Source organism: Nocardia concava NBRC 100430 (genome assembly GCF_000308815.1).
Classification (GTDB): domain Bacteria; phylum Actinomycetota; class Actinomycetes; order Mycobacteriales; family Mycobacteriaceae; genus Nocardia; species Nocardia concava.
Window position 1 is genome coordinate 159,286 of sequence record NZ_BAFX01000124.1, and the last position, 16,142, is coordinate 175,427.

At 68.8% G+C, this 16,142-nt stretch carries 19 protein-coding genes; 10 read left to right on the forward strand and 9 right to left on the reverse strand.

The genetic code is table 11. From position 1 onward, the window contains the following. Position 1: 1 nt before the first annotated feature. The gene (locus tag ON43_RS29835; protein ID WP_040812824.1) at positions 2 to 640 is read right to left on the reverse strand and encodes a TetR/AcrR family transcriptional regulator; all 639 of its coding nucleotides are present in this window, start codon (positions 638 to 640) and stop codon (positions 2 to 4) included. A 111-nt stretch (positions 641 to 751) separates the two neighbouring features. Between ON43_RS29835 and ON43_RS29840 the strand changes: the two genes are divergently transcribed. Together ON43_RS29840 and ON43_RS29845 are read left to right on the forward strand one after the other, a co-directional pair. Beyond that, positions 752 to 1,513, forward strand: a complete 762-nt coding sequence (locus tag ON43_RS29840; RefSeq protein ID WP_040812826.1) for a crotonase/enoyl-CoA hydratase family protein — start codon at positions 752 to 754, stop codon at positions 1,511 to 1,513. A gap of 101 nt (positions 1,514 to 1,614) precedes the next feature. Further along, on the forward strand, positions 1,615 to 2,853 hold the full coding sequence (locus ON43_RS29845; protein ID WP_040812828.1) for a hypothetical protein: 1,239 nt from the start codon (positions 1,615 to 1,617) through the stop codon (positions 2,851 to 2,853). Between the two features lie 6 nt (positions 2,854 to 2,859). Here ON43_RS29845 and ON43_RS29850 read toward each other — a convergent pair whose 3' ends face one another. From ON43_RS29850 to ON43_RS29865, 4 genes are all read right to left on the reverse strand, one after another. Further along, a complete protein-coding gene (locus ON43_RS29850; protein ID WP_040812830.1) occupies positions 2,860 to 4,473 on the reverse strand; it encodes a carboxylesterase/lipase family protein in 1,614 nt (537 codons plus the stop codon). A 140-nt stretch (positions 4,474 to 4,613) separates the two neighbouring features. Then, complete coding sequence (locus tag ON43_RS29855) at positions 4,614 to 4,859, reverse strand: DUF2630 family protein (protein ID WP_040812962.1); 246 nt, start codon at positions 4,857 to 4,859, stop codon at positions 4,614 to 4,616. Then, positions 4,856 to 6,256, reverse strand: coding sequence for a MocR-like pyridoxine biosynthesis transcription factor PdxR (pdxR, locus tag ON43_RS29860; protein WP_245568804.1), 1,401 nt, complete (start codon positions 6,254 to 6,256; stop codon positions 4,856 to 4,858). The genes ON43_RS29855 and pdxR overlap by 4 nt, the downstream gene beginning before the upstream one ends. Positions 6,257 to 6,351: 95 nt before the next feature. Next, on the reverse strand, positions 6,352 to 7,047 hold the full coding sequence (locus ON43_RS29865) for a DUF4184 family protein (RefSeq protein ID WP_040812832.1): 696 nt from the start codon (positions 7,045 to 7,047) through the stop codon (positions 6,352 to 6,354). 78 nt (positions 7,048 to 7,125) lie between these two features. Here ON43_RS29865 and ON43_RS29870 point away from each other — a divergent pair, with 78 nt between their 5' ends. Continuing rightward, positions 7,126 to 7,833, forward strand: a complete 708-nt coding sequence (locus tag ON43_RS29870; protein ID WP_051179433.1) for a pyridoxamine 5'-phosphate oxidase family protein — start codon at positions 7,126 to 7,128, stop codon at positions 7,831 to 7,833. 62 nt (positions 7,834 to 7,895) lie between these two features. Here ON43_RS29870 and ON43_RS29875 read toward each other — a convergent pair whose 3' ends face one another. Continuing rightward, complete coding sequence (locus tag ON43_RS29875; RefSeq protein ID WP_040812836.1) at positions 7,896 to 8,762, reverse strand: Fpg/Nei family DNA glycosylase; 867 nt, start codon at positions 8,760 to 8,762, stop codon at positions 7,896 to 7,898. A 53-nt stretch (positions 8,763 to 8,815) separates the two neighbouring features. Beyond that, entirely contained in the window at positions 8,816 to 9,478 is a 663-nt protein-coding gene (locus ON43_RS29880) for a nitroreductase family protein (RefSeq protein WP_040812838.1), read from the reverse strand. 69 nt (positions 9,479 to 9,547) lie between these two features. Here ON43_RS29880 and ON43_RS29885 point away from each other — a divergent pair, with 69 nt between their 5' ends. Continuing rightward, positions 9,548 to 9,922: a winged helix-turn-helix transcriptional regulator gene (locus ON43_RS29885; protein ID WP_040812840.1), complete on the forward strand. Its 375-nt coding sequence runs from the start codon at positions 9,548 to 9,550 to the stop codon at positions 9,920 to 9,922. A gap of 13 nt (positions 9,923 to 9,935) precedes the next feature. Here ON43_RS29885 and cobF read toward each other — a convergent pair whose 3' ends face one another. Continuing rightward, positions 9,936 to 10,778, reverse strand: a complete 843-nt coding sequence (cobF, locus tag ON43_RS29890) for a precorrin-6A synthase (deacetylating) (RefSeq protein ID WP_083913827.1) — start codon at positions 10,776 to 10,778, stop codon at positions 9,936 to 9,938. Positions 10,779 to 10,798: 20 nt separating this feature from the next. Here cobF and ON43_RS29895 point away from each other — a divergent pair, with 20 nt between their 5' ends. The 5 genes from ON43_RS29895 to ON43_RS29915 all read left to right on the forward strand — a co-directional run bounded on the left by ON43_RS29895 (position 10,799) and on the right by ON43_RS29915 (position 14,422). Beyond that, positions 10,799 to 11,605, forward strand: coding sequence for a thymidylate synthase (locus ON43_RS29895; protein ID WP_040812842.1), 807 nt, complete (start codon positions 10,799 to 10,801; stop codon positions 11,603 to 11,605). Beyond that, on the forward strand, positions 11,602 to 12,087 hold the full coding sequence (locus ON43_RS29900) for a dihydrofolate reductase (protein WP_040812844.1): 486 nt from the start codon (positions 11,602 to 11,604) through the stop codon (positions 12,085 to 12,087). Before ON43_RS29895 ends, ON43_RS29900 begins: the two co-directional genes overlap by 4 nt. 113 nt (positions 12,088 to 12,200) lie before the next feature. Then, complete coding sequence (locus ON43_RS29905; protein ID WP_040812846.1) at positions 12,201 to 12,527, forward strand: cupin domain-containing protein; 327 nt, start codon at positions 12,201 to 12,203, stop codon at positions 12,525 to 12,527. An 85-nt stretch (positions 12,528 to 12,612) separates the two neighbouring features. Then, positions 12,613 to 13,623, forward strand: a complete 1,011-nt coding sequence (locus ON43_RS29910) for a Dyp-type peroxidase (RefSeq protein ID WP_040812968.1) — start codon at positions 12,613 to 12,615, stop codon at positions 13,621 to 13,623. A gap of 1 nt (position 13,624) precedes the next feature. Continuing rightward, a complete protein-coding gene (locus tag ON43_RS29915; RefSeq protein WP_040812848.1) occupies positions 13,625 to 14,422 on the forward strand; it encodes a family 1 encapsulin nanocompartment shell protein in 798 nt (265 codons plus the stop codon). Here ON43_RS29915 and ON43_RS29920 read toward each other — a convergent pair whose 3' ends face one another. Beyond that, positions 14,423 to 15,409: a GlxA family transcriptional regulator gene (locus ON43_RS29920; RefSeq protein ID WP_040812849.1), complete on the reverse strand. Its 987-nt coding sequence runs from the start codon at positions 15,407 to 15,409 to the stop codon at positions 14,423 to 14,425. Between the two features lie 132 nt (positions 15,410 to 15,541). On the opposite strand from ON43_RS29920, the gene ON43_RS29925 reads away from it, so the two are divergent. Further along, the gene (locus tag ON43_RS29925; protein ID WP_040812851.1) at positions 15,542 to 16,132 is read left to right on the forward strand and encodes a cysteine hydrolase family protein; all 591 of its coding nucleotides are present in this window, start codon (positions 15,542 to 15,544) and stop codon (positions 16,130 to 16,132) included. Positions 16,133 to 16,142 lie beyond the last annotated feature (10 nt).

Below are 16,142 nucleotides of genomic sequence, written 5' to 3' on the forward strand. Positions count from 1 at the left end.
CCTAGTCGTTGGGAGGCAGAGCGTTCGAAGGCGCGGCGTTGGGTACGCCGAGCGCGCGCAGCGCGAAGGCGACGAGCTCGGGCAGCACCGATTCGCTCTCCAGTCGCTCCGACAGCGGGCCGACCAGCACCTCGCCGATGGCGCCGACCAGGGCGGTGGCCGAGGTGAGCGGATCCTGCGGCGGCAGTTGGCCATTCGCGACGCCGTCGGCGATCGCGTTGACATAGGTCTCGGCGAAGGCCCGGCGGAAGCGCAGGCGCTCGGCGTCAACCGCGGTATCCACGGGCTCGGCGAGCAGCACGTAGGCCAGTTTCGGATTCTTGAGCGCGCGGCCGGCGAAGGTCTCGACGGCGGCGGTGACCCGGTCGCGGGCGGTGCGGCCCGCTCCCGCGGCCCCGGCCTCGGCGACCGCCTCGACTTCGCGGGTGACCACCTCGCGGAAGACGGCGGTCACCAATTCGGCCTTGCCGCTGAAGTTCTTGTAGACCGTGCCGGTGGCGACCCCGGCCTCGGCGGCGACCGCGGCCATGGACAGTCCCGCGAAGCCGTCGCGGGACAGCACGGTCATGGCGGCACGCACGATCGTTCCCGCCTGGGCGTCCAGGCGCGCCTGGACAGCGGGGGTTCTGCGATACGCCATGCAAGAAGTGAACCATCGATTCATTTCTTGACGCAAGCCCACCCGTCACCCACCACCACCCTTCAACGGAGGCGCTGCGCGCCGCTGGGCTTACGGCGTACCGTCGGGCGGGTGACAGTACGAGTGGAGCGCAACGGCCCCGTCTACACCGTGATCCTGCATCGCCCCGAAGCCCGCAACGCGGTCGACGGCCCCACCGCGAAAGCCCTGGCCGACGCCTTCCGCGACTTCGACTCCGACCCGACCGCTGCGGTCGCCGTGCTGTGGGGCGAGGGCGGCACCTTCTGCGCGGGCGCGGACCTGAAAGCCCTTGGCACCGAACGCTCCAACGCCGTCACCGAGGACGGCGACGGCCCCATGGGCCCCACCCGCATGAAGCTGTCCAAGCCCGTCATCGCTGCCGTCTCCGGCTACGCGGTCGCGGGCGGCATCGAACTCGCGCTCTGGTGCGATCTGCGAATCGCGGAGCAGGACAGCACCTTCGGCGTCTTCTGCCGCCGCTGGGGCGTGCCGCTCATCGACGGCGGCACGGTGCGGCTGCCGCGCATCATCGGCGAGGGCCGCGCCATGGACCTGATCCTCACCGGGCGCGCGGTCGGCGCGACCGAGGCCTTGCAGATCGGGCTGGTCACCCGGGTGGTCCCGCCGGGCGAATCCCGGCGTGCCGCCGAGGAACTCGCGCTCGAGCTGGCCGCGCTCCCGCAGACCTGCCTGCGCTCGGACCGCCTGTCGGTGCTGGAGCAGAACGGCCTGGAGGAGTCCGAGGCCATCGCCAACGAACTGCGCCACGGCATGAAGGCCCTGATGGACGGAGCCCTGGACGGCGCGCAGCGCTTCGCCTCGGGCGCGGGCCGCCACGGCCGCCCGGCCTGACGCCTCAGTTGCCCGGCCCGAGCAGGGCGGATGTACTCGAGCGCAACCCCCGAGTACGCGCGGCAGCGGTACATGCAACCGATCGGTACGCTTGCGGTTCGATGGATCGGCTGAGCGTGCTGGACGAGATCTTCCTGCGGTCGCATCGGGGCATGGGCACCCCGATCGTCCTGCAGGGACTCTGGCGTACCGCCGAACCCGTGCATCCCGCCCTGCTCTGGCGGGTGCATCGCGATCTGCGCACCGGTCCGCTCGGGCGGCGGGTGGTGCGCTCCCGGGTGCCGGGTGCGCGTCCGCGCTGGCAGCCGAACCAGTCGGCGTACCCGTTCACCATGGTCCAGGAGCCGATTCCGGCTGGGGCGGTATTGGATTGGGCCGACCGGCAGGGCGCGGACCTGAATCCGGAGACCGGCCCGGGCTGGCGGCTCTCGGCCGCGCGACTCGACGACGGCGGCTGCGTGGTGGCGCTGACCTGCTCGCACGCGCTGGCCGACGGGCGAGCGCTGACCCTGGCCATCGATAACGCGCTGTCCGGCATTCCGCTCGCGGCACCCGTTGCGGGCCACTCGGATTGGGCGGACGCGCGGCGCATGTGGGCCACGGTCCTGGGTGGGACGGCCCGCGCGCTGCGGCGCGGCATTCCGGACCGGCCGACCGCGACGCCCGACCGGAAGGCACGGTCCGGCAGTTCGAGCGCGGCCACGTGCGGTGCGGTGCTCGCGATTCCGGCCCGCGATTGGAATCGTGTCGCCGTCTCGCACGGCGGCACAGCCAACAGCCTGTTCGTCCATCTGATCGCGAACATGTTGTGGGCCAGCGGTTTTCCCGGCGACACCATTGCCGCCAGCCTGCCGGTCGACACCCGCGACGAGCCGCGCGTGGACAACGACATGTCCATGACCGAGGTCGCCATCACCCGCGACGACACCCCGGCGAGCCTGCGGCGCAAGGCCCGCAACGCCTACGAGCACCGCATGACCAGTCCCGGCGGCATTCCGGAGGAGATCCTGCAGGTGGTGCCCGACCGCTGGGCGTATCGGCTGGCCAAGGGCGCGGGCGAGCGGGACATCCTGTGCTCCAACATCGGCAACCTGCCCGAATCCCTGCTCGCGCTGGGACCGCACGCGTGCACCGGGCTGGCGGCCCGCGCCATCCATCCCGGACTGCGATCGGACGCATTGCCCCGCACCCGGCTGTCCGGGTACCTGACCAGGATCGCCGACACCTATACGTTGTCGCTGGTCAGCCTGGACCCGGAGGCCATTCCGACAGCCGACGCGCTCACCGCGCTGGCCCGGTCCGCGCTGGCGGACATGGGCCTGTCGGGTACGCCCTGGTGATTTCGCTCAGGTGAGGGCCGGTATCCGGACCCCTTGCCAGGCAAGGCGTTTGGTGCGCTCCGGATCGATCTCCACTCGCGACGGCGCGTCGATGATCATGGTGGCTCGCCGGTCCTCGGTGTAGGCGGGCCAGTTCGGCAGCGGTGCGCCGTTGCGGGCGAAGGCCAGCCAGTTGTCCTGGAACTGGCGCGACACCGAACGGAACGCGCGATGCCCGCCCGCGGCGGTCATGGCCCGCCCGAACGCCGAATCCACCGCACCGAAGACCGGGATGAGGTCGAGGGCGTGGGTGGCTCCGAAGCCCGCCAATTGGATTGCGCGCGGGGCGAAGTCGTAGCGGTAGGCGTAGGTGGGCGCGAATCGGCTGTGCGCCTCCATGACCCGGACCGACGGCCGCCAGAAGGTGAAGTCGCCGCCCATGCGGACGGTGGCCTTCTTGCCGGGGAACCCGGGATACGCGGCGGTCACCCGTTTTTCGACGATCGCGCCGTAATCCGCGAGCGCCTCGTGCAGGCGTTCCGGCGAGGTCGGCATGGTCTGGCCGAGCTTGATGAAGATCGGGCTGTCGCCGCCCGCGTCCATGGCCTGATCGACGTGGCGCAGCAGCCAGCGCATGCGGTCGGGGGTGGTGGGCAGGGTGTCGTCGAAGCGGACGAAGAGGGTGGCCTCGTCGCGGTTGGTGCCGATGATGAGCGGCACCCGGTGCGCGGTGCCGTTGGTGAAGGCCGTGATGAGCGGGGACGGCAGGTAGTCGCCGTCCACCACGGGCGCGACCGGGAACAGCCCCGGCTGCTCGTGCATCACCTTGGTGACCGCGCGGTCCACGGCCCGGCGAATGTCGTTGGCGCCGACCGTGAGCAGCGTCTTCGCGGCGTCCTCGGGGGCGACACCGAGTTCGTCGATACAGCGCCGGGCGAACAGCCGGGCCTCGGCCTGGGTCGGCGCCCAGTCGGCGGGCGCGCTCTGCGCGATGCCGCGATGGAACAGCCCCGCCGCGGCGGGCGTGCACATGAGCGCGAGCACCGCGTGCGCACCGGCGGATTCGCCGAAGATGGTGACATTGTTCGGGTCGCCGCCGAACGCGCCGATATTGCGCCGCACCCACTCCAAGGCCGCGACCTGATCGCGCAGCCCCAGATTGGACTCGAATCGGGTGTCGTCCGTGGAGTATTCGCCGAAGTCGACGTATCCGAAGGCACCCAGCCGGTAGTTGACCGACACCACGATCACATCGCCGCGCAGCGCCAGCCGCGCACCGGAATACAGCCGCAGCGCGGAGGTTCCGATCATGTAGCCGCCGCCGTGGATGAACACCATCACCGGGCGCGGGGATGCCGACGGGTCGTTGGGTGCCGTGACATTGAGCGTCAGGCAGTCCTCACCGGTCGGCTGCGCCTGCCGCGGCCCGATCCGCGCACCGTCGCGGTGTTGCATTGCGGCGAAACCGAATCCGGTGGCGTCGCGTACGCCACTCCACGGTTGCACCGGCCGCGGCGCGCGGAACCTGAGTTCTCCCACCGGAGGCGCCGCGAAAGGAATGGACCGCCAGCGTGAAACGCGGCGGCCCCGGAGTCCGCGAACGGTTCCGTCCGCGGTCGTGATGTCTGTCGTTGCCACCATCTGAAAAGCGTAAGCCCAACCCCCGGGCGCTCCCAGGGGCTTATGCCCTCCGGATACAACAATTGCCCTCGACGCACAACAATCCGGCATCCGGGGGCCGCACCTGGAAGACGGCCACCGGATGCCGGAGTGCTCGAGTATTACTGCAGGTAGCCCTCGACCTGCCGGGCCGAGCTCACCTCGGCCTCATCCGGATTGCGGCCCTGATCCAGGCGGGCGCGACGCTGACGCAGCAGATCCCAGCACTGATCGAGCTGGACTTCGATCTCGGCCAGCTGACGGCGCTCGTCCTCCGGGTCGAGCTGGCCGCCGGTGGTCTTGGAGCGCAGCTCGTGCTCACGGTCCACGAGGTCCTTGATGCGGGCGTGGATGTCCTTTTCGGTCATGCGGTCCACTGTACGACTCGGCTCAGCGCATCCCCGGCCAACCGGACGGCCTTCGGCAGGTCCGCGGCCGGCAGGGCGGCATAACCGAGGGACAGACCGAAGGTGTGGCGGGGGCCGACGTGGTAGCGGGCCAGGGCGTCGAGGTGGACGCCGAGTTCACGGGCGGCGGCCACCGCGCGATCCTCCTGCTCGGCCGAGGCGAGCGGGACGAACACGTGTGATCCGGCGTCGTCGCCGCGTACTTCCAGACCGCGGCCGCGCAGTTCCTCCACCACCAGGGCGCGGCGGTGCGGCATGTCGCGGCGCAGTCGGCGCAGGTGCCGGGCCAGGTCGCCGTGGCGGGCCAGTTCGGCCACCACCTGCTGACCTGCCGGGGCGGGACTGGTGCCGGTGAGTTCGCGATAGCCGAGCACGGCTTCGGTGACGGCGGGTTCGGCGACCAGCCAGCCGACGCCCAGGGTGGGGGTGAGGATCTTGCTGGTGGTACCCAGGTGCACGACGGCATCCGGGGCGAGGGTGGCCAGCAGGGGCAGCGGCGCGGTGTCGTAACGCAATTCGCCGTCGTAGTCGTCCTCGACCACGAGTGCGCCGGTGCGGCGGGCGAATTCGATGAGGGCCACGCGGCGGGCGGCGGGCATGCGCGCGCCGAGCGGAAACTGGTGTGCGGGAGTGCAGTACACCATGCGGGCGTCCTCGGGCAGCAGATCCACCCGCAGGCCCTCGGCGTCGACGGGCACCGGAACCAGCCGGGCGCCCGCCGCGCGGAAAGCACCGGCGGCACGCTGATATCCGGGATCCTCGATGGCCACCACATCGCCGGGTCGCAGCAGGGCGGCGGCGAGTTCGCCTACGGCCGAACCGGTTCCGGCGGTGGCGAGCACGGCGGTGCCACTGCCCGCGCCCAGCCCGCGATGGCGCAGCAGGTGTTCGGCGACGGCCTCGCGATACTCCGGCTCACCGCGGCGGTCCTTGCGTATCAAGGGCATTCGGTCCGAGGCGGCCCGCCAGGCGCGGCGCCACGCGGCGGTGTCGATGACCTCGATGGAGGGCGCGCCCGCGGCCAGATCCAGCAGTCCGGCCCGCGGATCGACGCGCTCGGGCCCGTCGGCGTGCGCGCTGGCCGGTGCGGGCGCGGCCGTCAGATAGGTGCCCGAGCCGTGGCGGCCGTCCAGCCAGCCCTCGGCGTGCAGCTGGTCGTAGGCGGCGGTGACCACGGTCCGGCTCACCCCGAGCCGGTTGGCCAGCTCCCGCGAGGACGGCAGCCGATCCCCGCCGCGCAGGGCCCCGGAGGTGGCGGCCCGCCGCAGCCCGTCCGCCACCTGCGCGGCCAGGGCCACGCCGCTGGCACGGTCGACGGTGAACGGCAGATCGTCGTCGACCAGGTGATTTCCCCGCAAGTGGCCTCCTGGTCAATCGACAACCGGTCGATTCCAGCATGCCACTCAGCGCAGCAGTGCGACCTCCGGGTCGGTGGGCGGATGTTCGAGCGGGGTCAACGATTTCCCCTGGAGGCCGAAGCGGCCGCGGACACGAGCGCATACAACACGAAACCCGTGGCGGCGCTGGTGATTGCGTAGATCATCATGTGCCGCACGCAATCGTAGAGGCTGATCCGCGCCACCGGATCGGTTCGCGCTAGGAGACCGGCGAGTATCGCTACGACGCTGAGCGACAGCACAACCCGGGCGCGGTGGGGGTCTGGGGCGACGGGCTGGGCACGGCGGTACCAGGCGATCAGATAGCCCGCGAGCAGCGCCATTCCGGCGATCGAGGAGACGTAGCCGATCACGTTGTAGACCCGGTGCGGTCCGATCACCGACTCCCGCAACACTTCCCAGTGCCGCACCGCGACGCCGTCGGTATGGGTGAAGGCATCCCAGACCAGGTGGGTGACCGCCCCGATCAGCAGCGCCGCCACGGCCCCCGGCACACTCGGCCGGGTGAGGGTGGCAGCCCTGCCCACCATGCCCTCGACGGGCCTGCGCAATACCCAGGCGATCGCCACCAGTACCCCGCCCAGCAGCACATCCACCGGCAACCCCGGCACCGAGTGCGTCAGCTCCCCGTCGATCCCGATCGGCAGGTAGTACGGCAGGTCCGGCGCGAGGCTCCCCGCGACCAACCCCGGAAACCACAGCACCCGCCGCAGCGGCAGCACGGCGGCCGGATGTGCGAGCGTGAACGGCACTTCTCCCCCAAAGTGGTCTTCGAATCCGACGCAGAATTGGCTATTCAGCAATGCCATTTCCCCCGCGAAACTGGTCTCATGAGTGAGACAGCTTCGACTCGGACACCATCGTCTTCGACGCGGGCGCCTTTGTCACCCACCCTCCGCAGCAGCCTCACCCGGTCCAAGGAGCGGGGTCGCAGCGACCGCGCCGACCTGGACGCGGTGCTCGACGCCGGCATGCTCTGCCACCTCGGCGTCGTCCTGCACGGCACCCCCGTCGTCATCCCCACCATCTACGGCCGCGACGGCGACACCCTCTACCTGCACGGCTCCACCGGCTCCGGCAACCTGCGCGCGGCCATGACCGGCGACGTCTCGCTGACCGTCACCCACCTCGACGGCATCGTCTACGCCCGCTCGGCCATGCACTTCTCGATGAACTACCGCTCGGCCGTCATCCACGCCCGCCCGGTCGAACTCACCGACCCCGACGAGCGCATGCACGCCCTGCGCGTCATCGTCGAACAGGCCGCCCCCGGCGCCTGGGACGCCGTCCGCTCCCCCAACAAGAAGGAAATGGCCGCCACCCTGGTCCTGGCCGTAGACCTCACCGAGGCCTCGGTCAAGGTCCGCACCGGTGGCCCCCGCGACGACGCGGAAGACATTGCCGCGGGCGGAGTCTGGGCCGGAGTGCTGCCGATGCGCACGGTCTTCGACGCCCCCATCTCCTCCGACGACCTGGCCCCCGACATCGAGATCCCAGCTCACGTCCTCCAGAGGTGCACCACCCCAGTAACCGTGTAGCCGCCGAGAATGCACTGGCGCACAAAAATTCGGACATTTTTGTCCGTCAGTGCATTCTCACGCTATTTGAGGAGGCGGGACATGCGGCGGTCGGCGAGGATTTTGCCGGCCGTTTGGCAGGTGGGGCAGTACTGGAAGGACTTGTCGGCGAAGGAGACTTCGCGGACGGTGTCGCCGCAGACGGGGCAGGGGAGGCCGGTGCGGGCGTGGACCTGGAAGCCGGAACGCTTCTCGCCCTTCAGGCGGGCGGCGTCCTGGCCTACCGAGCGCTGGATGGCGTCGGAGAGGGTGGCGCGCATGGCCGAGTACAGGCGGGACAGCTCTTCCGGGTCCAGGGTGCGGGAGTTCGCGAACGGGGAAAGCTTTGCGGTGTGCAGGATTTCGTCGGAGTAGGCGTTGCCGATGCCGGCCAGCAGGGTCTGGTCGGTGAGGGCGTTCTTCACGCGCTGCGAGGTGCCGTGCAGGATCTCGGCGAATTCGGGTTCGCTCACCGCGAGCGCGTCGGGGCCCAGTCGCGCGATGCCGGGCACCGACAGCGGATCCTCGGTCACCCACACCGCCAGCCGCTTCTTGGTGCCCGCCTCGGTGAGATCGAAAGCGGGCGTGGCCCCTTCGGGGGTGAAGAAATGCACCCGCAGCGCCAGCGGCCCCTTCCCGGGCTTCGGCGGACTGGCTCCCGGCTCGTCGATCCACCGCAGCCAGCCGCCCCGCGACAGGTGCGTGATCAACCACAGCCCGCCGCAATCCATCCCGAGATGCTTCCCCCAGTGACCGACCCCGGTCACGTCACGCCCCTGCAGCGCGGTCGCCGGCGGATCGAAGGTCTTCAGCACACTCAGCGCGGCGACATCGACCCGTCCCACGACCGCACCCACCGCATGCTCGGCCAGAAACTGCTCGAGCGCCACGATCTCCGGTAATTCGGGCACTCCCGCAGCCTACCGACCAGGACCGACACTGTCCTTCCACTGATCGGGGCGAGTCAGACGCCACCCTCGGGGCCGGATTTGGTGTAGGTGCCGTGGAATACCGTCTGTGCGCGGGGGCGGCGGCCGGGGTGCTCACGGCGTTCGGCGGGGTAGCCGACCGAGACGAGCAGTGCGATGGCCAGATCGTCCCGATCCTCGATCCCGATCACCTTCTTGACCTTCGCCTCGTCCCACCCGTTCATCGGCGAGGTGGCCAGGCCCAGTTCGGTGGCGGCCAGCATGACATAGGTCGCCGCGATCATGGCGTCCTTGACCGCGTATTCGCGCAGCAGCTCCCGCTCGGCCAGGCCCTGCTGGAATTCGGTGGAAGCGGCCGCGAATCCGGCGATGAACTCCTCACTCCAGGCGCGGTTATCCCGCGCCAGGTCGAAGATGTCGGTGCGGTCGCCGCGCCACGCCTGCGGTTCGGCGACGAACACCAGCATGACCGGAGCCTCCTGCGGCTGCGGCTGCCCGCCGGTGGCCCAGGTCAGTCCCTCGCACCCGGCGGGGTCGGTGACCACGACCACGGATCGGTCCTGCAAGTTCCAGCTCGAAGGGGCTTCCATGGCCAGCTCCACCAGGGTTTCGAGGGCCTCGGCCGGGACCGGATCGGGGCGGTAGTGGCGGACGGTGCGGCGGGTGCGGATCGCGTCGGCGACGCTCAGCTGTGTCATGTCACTAACTATCAGAGAGTGGCGCTCGATCGGGAAGTAGGCACTAATTAGTGCGCTACTCTCGAAAAGGTGACAACCGTCGAATCCTCAGGCCTTGCCGCCGACTGCTACTCGGCCAAATGCCCCACCCGGCAGGTCCTCGACCACATCGCGGGCAAATGGACTGTCCTGGTGATCGATTCGCTGATGCAGCAGGGCACCATGCGCTACACCGACCTGTCCCGCCGCATCGGCGGCGTCTCCCAGAAGATGCTCACCCAAACCCTGCGCAGCCTGGAATCCGACGGATTCCTCACCCGCACAGTCCATCCCACCATCCCCCCGCGCGTGGAATACGAACTCACCCCGCTGGGCCGCAGCCTCGCCGAACCCATCGCCGCCCTGCGCGAATGGACCGAGACCCACATCAACGAGATAGAGCGCGCCCGCGCGGCCCGCGACTGATCCGCAAGCGCGCTCAGTCGGATTCGACGGTGCCGGTTTCCATGGAATCGGACAGGTCGTGCGTCTCGACATACTCCGCGACCTCATCCAAATCCACGGAGCGGCGGAGCAAGTAGATGTCCATGATCCAGCCTTTGGCCTGGCGCAAGGCGGCGCGGCGGTGGACGATGTCGTCTTCGACCTTGCGGAGGGGGCCTTCGATGATGAGTTCGTCCGGCATGCCTACGTAGGCGCCCCACCAGATGTGGATGTCGTCGCCAGGGAGTTGGGTGAAGGAGCAGTCGCCGTCGAGCATCACGAGTGTCGACTGCCCGTCGGCCAAACCCTCTTCGCGGAGTTTGCGGCCGGTGGTGATGTGGACGGGTTCGCCGATTTCGTGCAGGACGATGCGGTGGGCGGCGGCCAGGGATTGGACGCTGGTGATGCCGGGGATCACCTCGTAGTCGAAGGTGATGCGGCCGCGTTCGAGGACGCGCTCGACGATGCGGAGGGTGCTGTCGTAGAGGGACGGGTCGCCCCAGACGAGAATGGCGCCCACGCCGTCGGTTTCGGCGAAGGCCCGTTCGAGGAGTTCGGCGCGCGCCTCGTGCCAGTCCGAGACCGCGCCCTGGTAGGCGGCGTCGGCGCGGCTGGCGGGGACGGTGCGATCGCGGGGCGGGTCGGCGATTTCCACGACCGTGTGCGGCTGGTCGGCGTGCTCGGCCAGGATGGTGGCGCGCACGTCCACCAGTTCCTGCTTCTCGGCGCCCTTGCCGATGACGAAGAACACGTTTGCCCGGCGCATCGCCTTGATGGCCTGCACCGTCACCTGGTCCGGGTCCCCCGCCCCGATTCCGATCACATACAACTTCCGCACGGTGCGTAAGCTTGCCAGGCGTGGAGAGCGCCCGAGATACCCAGTACGAGGACCTGCTCCGACTGGTCCTGGAGTCCGGCACCCCCAAGGCGGATCGGACCGGAACCGGCACCCGCAGCATCTTCGGACATCAGCTGCGCTACGACCTGTCCCAGGGCTTTCCGCTGATCACCACCAAGAAGGTGCATCTCAAGTCGATCGTCTACGAGTTGCTGTGGTTCCTGCGCGGCGATTCGAACGTGAAGTGGCTGCAGGAGAACGGCGTCACCATCTGGGACGAATGGGCCGACCGCAATGGCGAATTGGGTCCGGTCTACGGCGTGCAGTGGCGGTCCTGGCCCACCCCGGACGGCACCCACATCGATCAGATCTCGCAGGTGTTGCAGACGCTGCGCACCGATCCGGATTCGCGCCGCATGATCGTCTCGGCGTGGAATGTCGCGGAGCTGGACAAGATGGCGCTGGCCCCCTGCCACGCCTTCTTCCAGTTCTATGTCGCCGACGGCAAGCTGTCGTGCCAGCTGTATCAGCGCAGCGCCGACCTGTTCCTGGGCGTGCCGTTCAATATCGCCAGCTACGCGCTGCTCACCCAGATGGTCGCCCAGCAGACCGAACTGCTGCCCGGCGAGTTCATCTGGACCGGCGGCGACGTGCACATCTACGACAATCACGTGGATCAGGTGCGCGAGCAGCTGACCCGCGAGCCCTACCCGTTCCCGCAGCTGCACCTGCGGCCCGCGCCGTCGCTGTTCGACTACGAATACGAGGACGTGGAAATCCAGGGGTACCAGCATCATCCGGCCATCAAGGCCCCGGTGGCCGTGTGAGCCGGTCGATCAGCCTGATCTGGGCGCAGACTCCGAAGGGAATCATCGGGCGGGACAACGCGATTCCGTGGCGCGTGCCCGAGGACATGGCGCATTTCAAAGACGTCACCTGGGGGCATCCGGTGGTGATGGGTCGTAAGACCTGGGACTCGCTGCCCGCGCGCTTCCGCCCCTTGGAAGGTCGCCGCAATATCGTCGTGACCCGGCAAGCCGACTGGTCGGCCGAGGGCGCGGAGCGGGCAGGCTCGCTGGCCGAAGCCTTGGAGCTGGCGGGCGACGGATCGGTCTGGATCGCGGGCGGCGGCGAGATCTACCGTGCCGCACTGCCTTTCGCGACGGAACTGATGGTCACCGAGGTGGACGCCGACGTGGACGGCGACACGCTGGCGCCTGTGATCGATCCGGAATGGCAGGCCGAGGAGTCCCCTTGGCAGGAGTCCTCGAAGGGCCTCCGCTATCGCTTCCGCCGTTATACGCGGTAAGTCCGATAACGCGGGTATTCCACGTCCGGCAATTCCCGCACACACGCCTCGAAACCGCCGATCGGTCCGGTCGCGTCCGGCATACTCAGCGATACTCCGGCGAAAGGCAGTCCATGGACAAGAAATCGCTGACCGCGGTCGCTCGCCAGCAGCTGAAGCTGGCGTCCACCGCCTCGAGCGGACGCAGTTCGGTGACCATCTACGGCGGCCACACCCACAGCCTGCGCCAGACGGTGATCGCCATGACGGCCGGACAGAGCCTGGCCGAGCACGAGAATCCGGGCGAAGCGACCCTCGTGGTTCTGAGCGGGGTGCTGACCTTGATCAGCGGCACCAATGAGTGGAAGGGTTCGGCGGGCGATCTGATCGTGATCCCCAACGCCCGCCACAGCGTGAAAGCCATCGATGACGTGGCATTTCTGCTGACCGTCGCCAAGTAGTGCGGTAGCCACCGGGCCGCCGGGCGAGCCGACACGGGCCCACCGGGCGAATCCGCTGTCGGAGCCTGGGCCTAGGCTGGTGATCATGGGTGAGCCACAGCCGATCCTCGATCCGCTCACGCCGGCCGCGATTTTCCTCGTCGCCACGATCGACGAGGGCGGCGAGGCGGTGGTGCGGGACTTACTCGCAGACCTGCCCGGACTGCGCCGCTCCGTCGGCTTCCGGACGCCCGGATCGGGTCTCGCGTGCATCGCCAGCATCGGGTCGGCCGCCTGGGACCGCCTGTTCTCCGGGCCGAAACCCGCACAGCTGCACGAGTTCCCGGGGTTCGCGGGCGAGAAGCATCAGGCCCCGGCCACACCGGGCGACCTGCTCTTCCATATCAAGGCCGAAGCGCAGGACGCCTGCTTCGAATTGGCCATGAAGATCGCCGAGCGGCTGACCGGTGCGGCCACCATCGTGGATGAGACCGTGGGCTTCCGCTACTACGAACAGCGCGATCTGCTCGGATTCGTGGACGGCACCGAGAATCCCGAGGGTGAGCTCGCCGCGACCGCCGCGTTCGTGGGTGACGAGGATCCCGAATTCGCCGGTGGCAGTTACGTCGTCGTCCAGAAGTACCTGCACGATCTGGACTCCTGGAAGGCATTGTCGACCACCGAGCAGGAGAAGGTGATCGGGCGCACCAAGCTCGACGACTTCGAGCTGTCCGATGCCGAGAAGCCCGCGAATTCCCATGTGGCCGTGAACGATCAGGACGAGATCGGCAATATCGTCCGCGCCAATATGCCGTTCGGCTCGGTCAAGGACGGCGAATTCGGTACGTACTACATCGCTTACGCCGATGATCCCGCGATTACCGAGAACATGCTGATCCGCATGTTCCAGGGCAGCGCGGACGCCGCCTACGACCGCATCCTGGATTTCTCCACCGCCGTCACGGGTACCTCGTTCTTCGCCCCGCCCGCGGGGTTCTTCGACGCGCTGCCGGACGCACCCGCCCCGGCGGCCGCCGCTGTGCGGGAATCTTCGGAAACCAATGGCGTTGTGTCCGGGGATGGATCCCTCGGAATAGGGACGCTGAGAAGGAGCTGACGTGAACAACCTGCATCGCGAACTCGCGCCCATCACCTCCGAGGCCTGGTCGGCCATCGAGGAGGAGGCGACGCGAACCTTCAAGCGGCACATCGCCGGTCGCCGCGTGGTGGATCTGTCCGGGCCGCACGGCACCGACTACTCCGCCGTGGGCACCGGGCGCACCACCACCATCAACTCCCCCGGTGACGGTGTGCAGGCCCGCCAGCGCGTGGTCGTACCGCTGGTGGAGTTGCGGGTGCCGTTCACGCTGTCGCGCGAGCAGCTCGACAATGTGGAGCGCGGGTCCCGCGACACCGATCTGGATCCGGTGAAGGACGCCGCCAAGAAGATCGCCTTCGCCGAGGACCGCGCAATTTTCGAGAGCTACCCGGCCGCCGGTATCACCGGCATTCGCGCCAGCACCTCGTGCGAGCCGGTGAAGCTGCCCGGCGATCCGCGGCTGGCCCCCGAGGCGGTCGCGCAGGCGTTGAGCAAGCTGCGTCTCGCGGGTGTGGACGGCCCGTATTCGGTGCTGCTGTCAGCGGATCTCTACACCGCGGTGAGCGAGACCTCCGACCACGGCCACCCGATCCGCACGCATATCGAGCGGCTCATCGACGGCGAGATCATCTGGGCTCCGGCCATCGACGGCGCGTTCGTCTTGTCCACGCGCGGCGGCGATTTCGATCTGCAGCTGGGTCAGGATCTGTCCATCGGCTACCTGTCCCACGATGCCGAGTCGGTGCAGCTGTACTTCCAGGAGAGCCTGACCTTCCTGGTGTACACGGCCGAGGCGGCTGTGGCCCTCGAGGCGTAACTAGTTGATCCGGAAGCGGTTTCGATACTCCGTCGGCGTCGTATCCAGCGTGCGCCGGAAAGCCCGGGTGAGGGTATCGGTGGTATTGAAACCGCACAGGGTCGCCACCCGCTCCAGGGTGTTGTCGGTCGTCTCGAGCTGATTGCGCGCGAATTCGACACGCGCGGACTCGATGTAGGCGGCCGGGGTGGTGCCGAGGTCGGTCTTGAAGATGCGGGTCAGCTGCCGTTCGCTGACGTGGGCCTGCGCGGCCAGATCGGTGACCGTGAGCGGCTTGCCGATATTGCGCGTGATGTAGTGCCGCAGTTCGTCGATGCGCCGCGTGGTCGAGATCGGTTCGAGTGACACGCTGAATTGGCTCTGCCCGCTGGGCCTTTTCAGGAACATGACCAGCTGCCGCGCCACCCGCAGCGCGAGGGCGTCGCCGAAGTCGTCGGCGACCAGGGCCAGCGCCAGATCCAGGCAGGCGGTGAGTCCCGCACCGGTCCAGACGTTCTCGTCGCGAATGAAGATCGGGTCGGCGTCCACCTCGATGCCCGGGTGCTCGGCCGCCAGCTGCTGCGCGGTCGACCAGTGCGTGGTGGCGCGCTTGCCGTCGAGCAGTCCCGCGTCGGCGAGGATGTGCGCGCCCACGCAGACCGACGCGATCCGGCGCGTTTTCGCGGCCAACCTGCGCACCCACTCGACCACGCCCGGATCGCTGAGCGCCCGCACCCGCCCGTCCGCGTCCACCTCGACCGAGCCCGGCACCACGAGGGTGTCGATGCCGCGCTCGGCGATCTCGGCGAAGGTGACGTCGGGCAGCACCCGCACCCCGGCCGAGGTGGTCACCGGATCGAGGGTCTCGGAGGCCAGCACCACGTGATATCCGGTCTCCCCCCGCATCTCTCGCTGCAAGAGCGCGAAGACCTCGGGCGGCCCGGTCACGTCCAGCAGGTCGACGCGATCGAACAGCACGATGACGACGAATCGCTCGATGGTGCCCACTGCTCTCCTTCCGGCCGGTCGATGTCCGGATTTGCAGGTTACATGACATTTCCGACACGCCCGCCGCGCCCTAGCGTGGAAAACGTCCACCGCACGAGGCGGTTCGGACCATGAAATCCCGGAGGAATCCCCATGTCCGCCCAGACCCTGCGCGACCTCAGCGGCTTCGATCAGACCCCGGCCACGCTGGCCGAATCCACCCTGATCCTGGTCGACTACCAGAACACCTACACCCGCGGCGTGATGGAGCTGACCGGCTGGCAGCCCGCCCTCGACGCGGCCGCCGAGCTGCTGACCCGGGCCCGCAAGGCAGGCGCGAAGATCATCCACGTCATCAATGACGGCGGCGCGGGCACGCCCTACGACATCAATGCCGAGATCGGGCAGATCCACCCGAGCGTCGCTCCCCTCGACGGCGAACCCGTTGTGGTCAAACAGGTTCCGAACGCCTTCGTCGACACCGACCTCGCCGAGCGCGTGGACGCCGCGGGCAACAAGAGCGTCATCATCGCGGGCTTCATGACCCACATGTGCGTCACCTTCACCACCGAGGGCGCGTTCCTGCGCGGCAATCAGCCCACCGTCGTGGCCGACGCCTCCGCCACCCGGCCGTTGAAGTCGGCGGCGGGCGAGGTCAGCGCCGAGCAGCTGCATGTCGGCGCATTGGCCACCATCGCCGACCTCTACGGCGTCGTCGTCGCCTCGGCCGCCGAGCTGAACTAGCTCCCGCCCG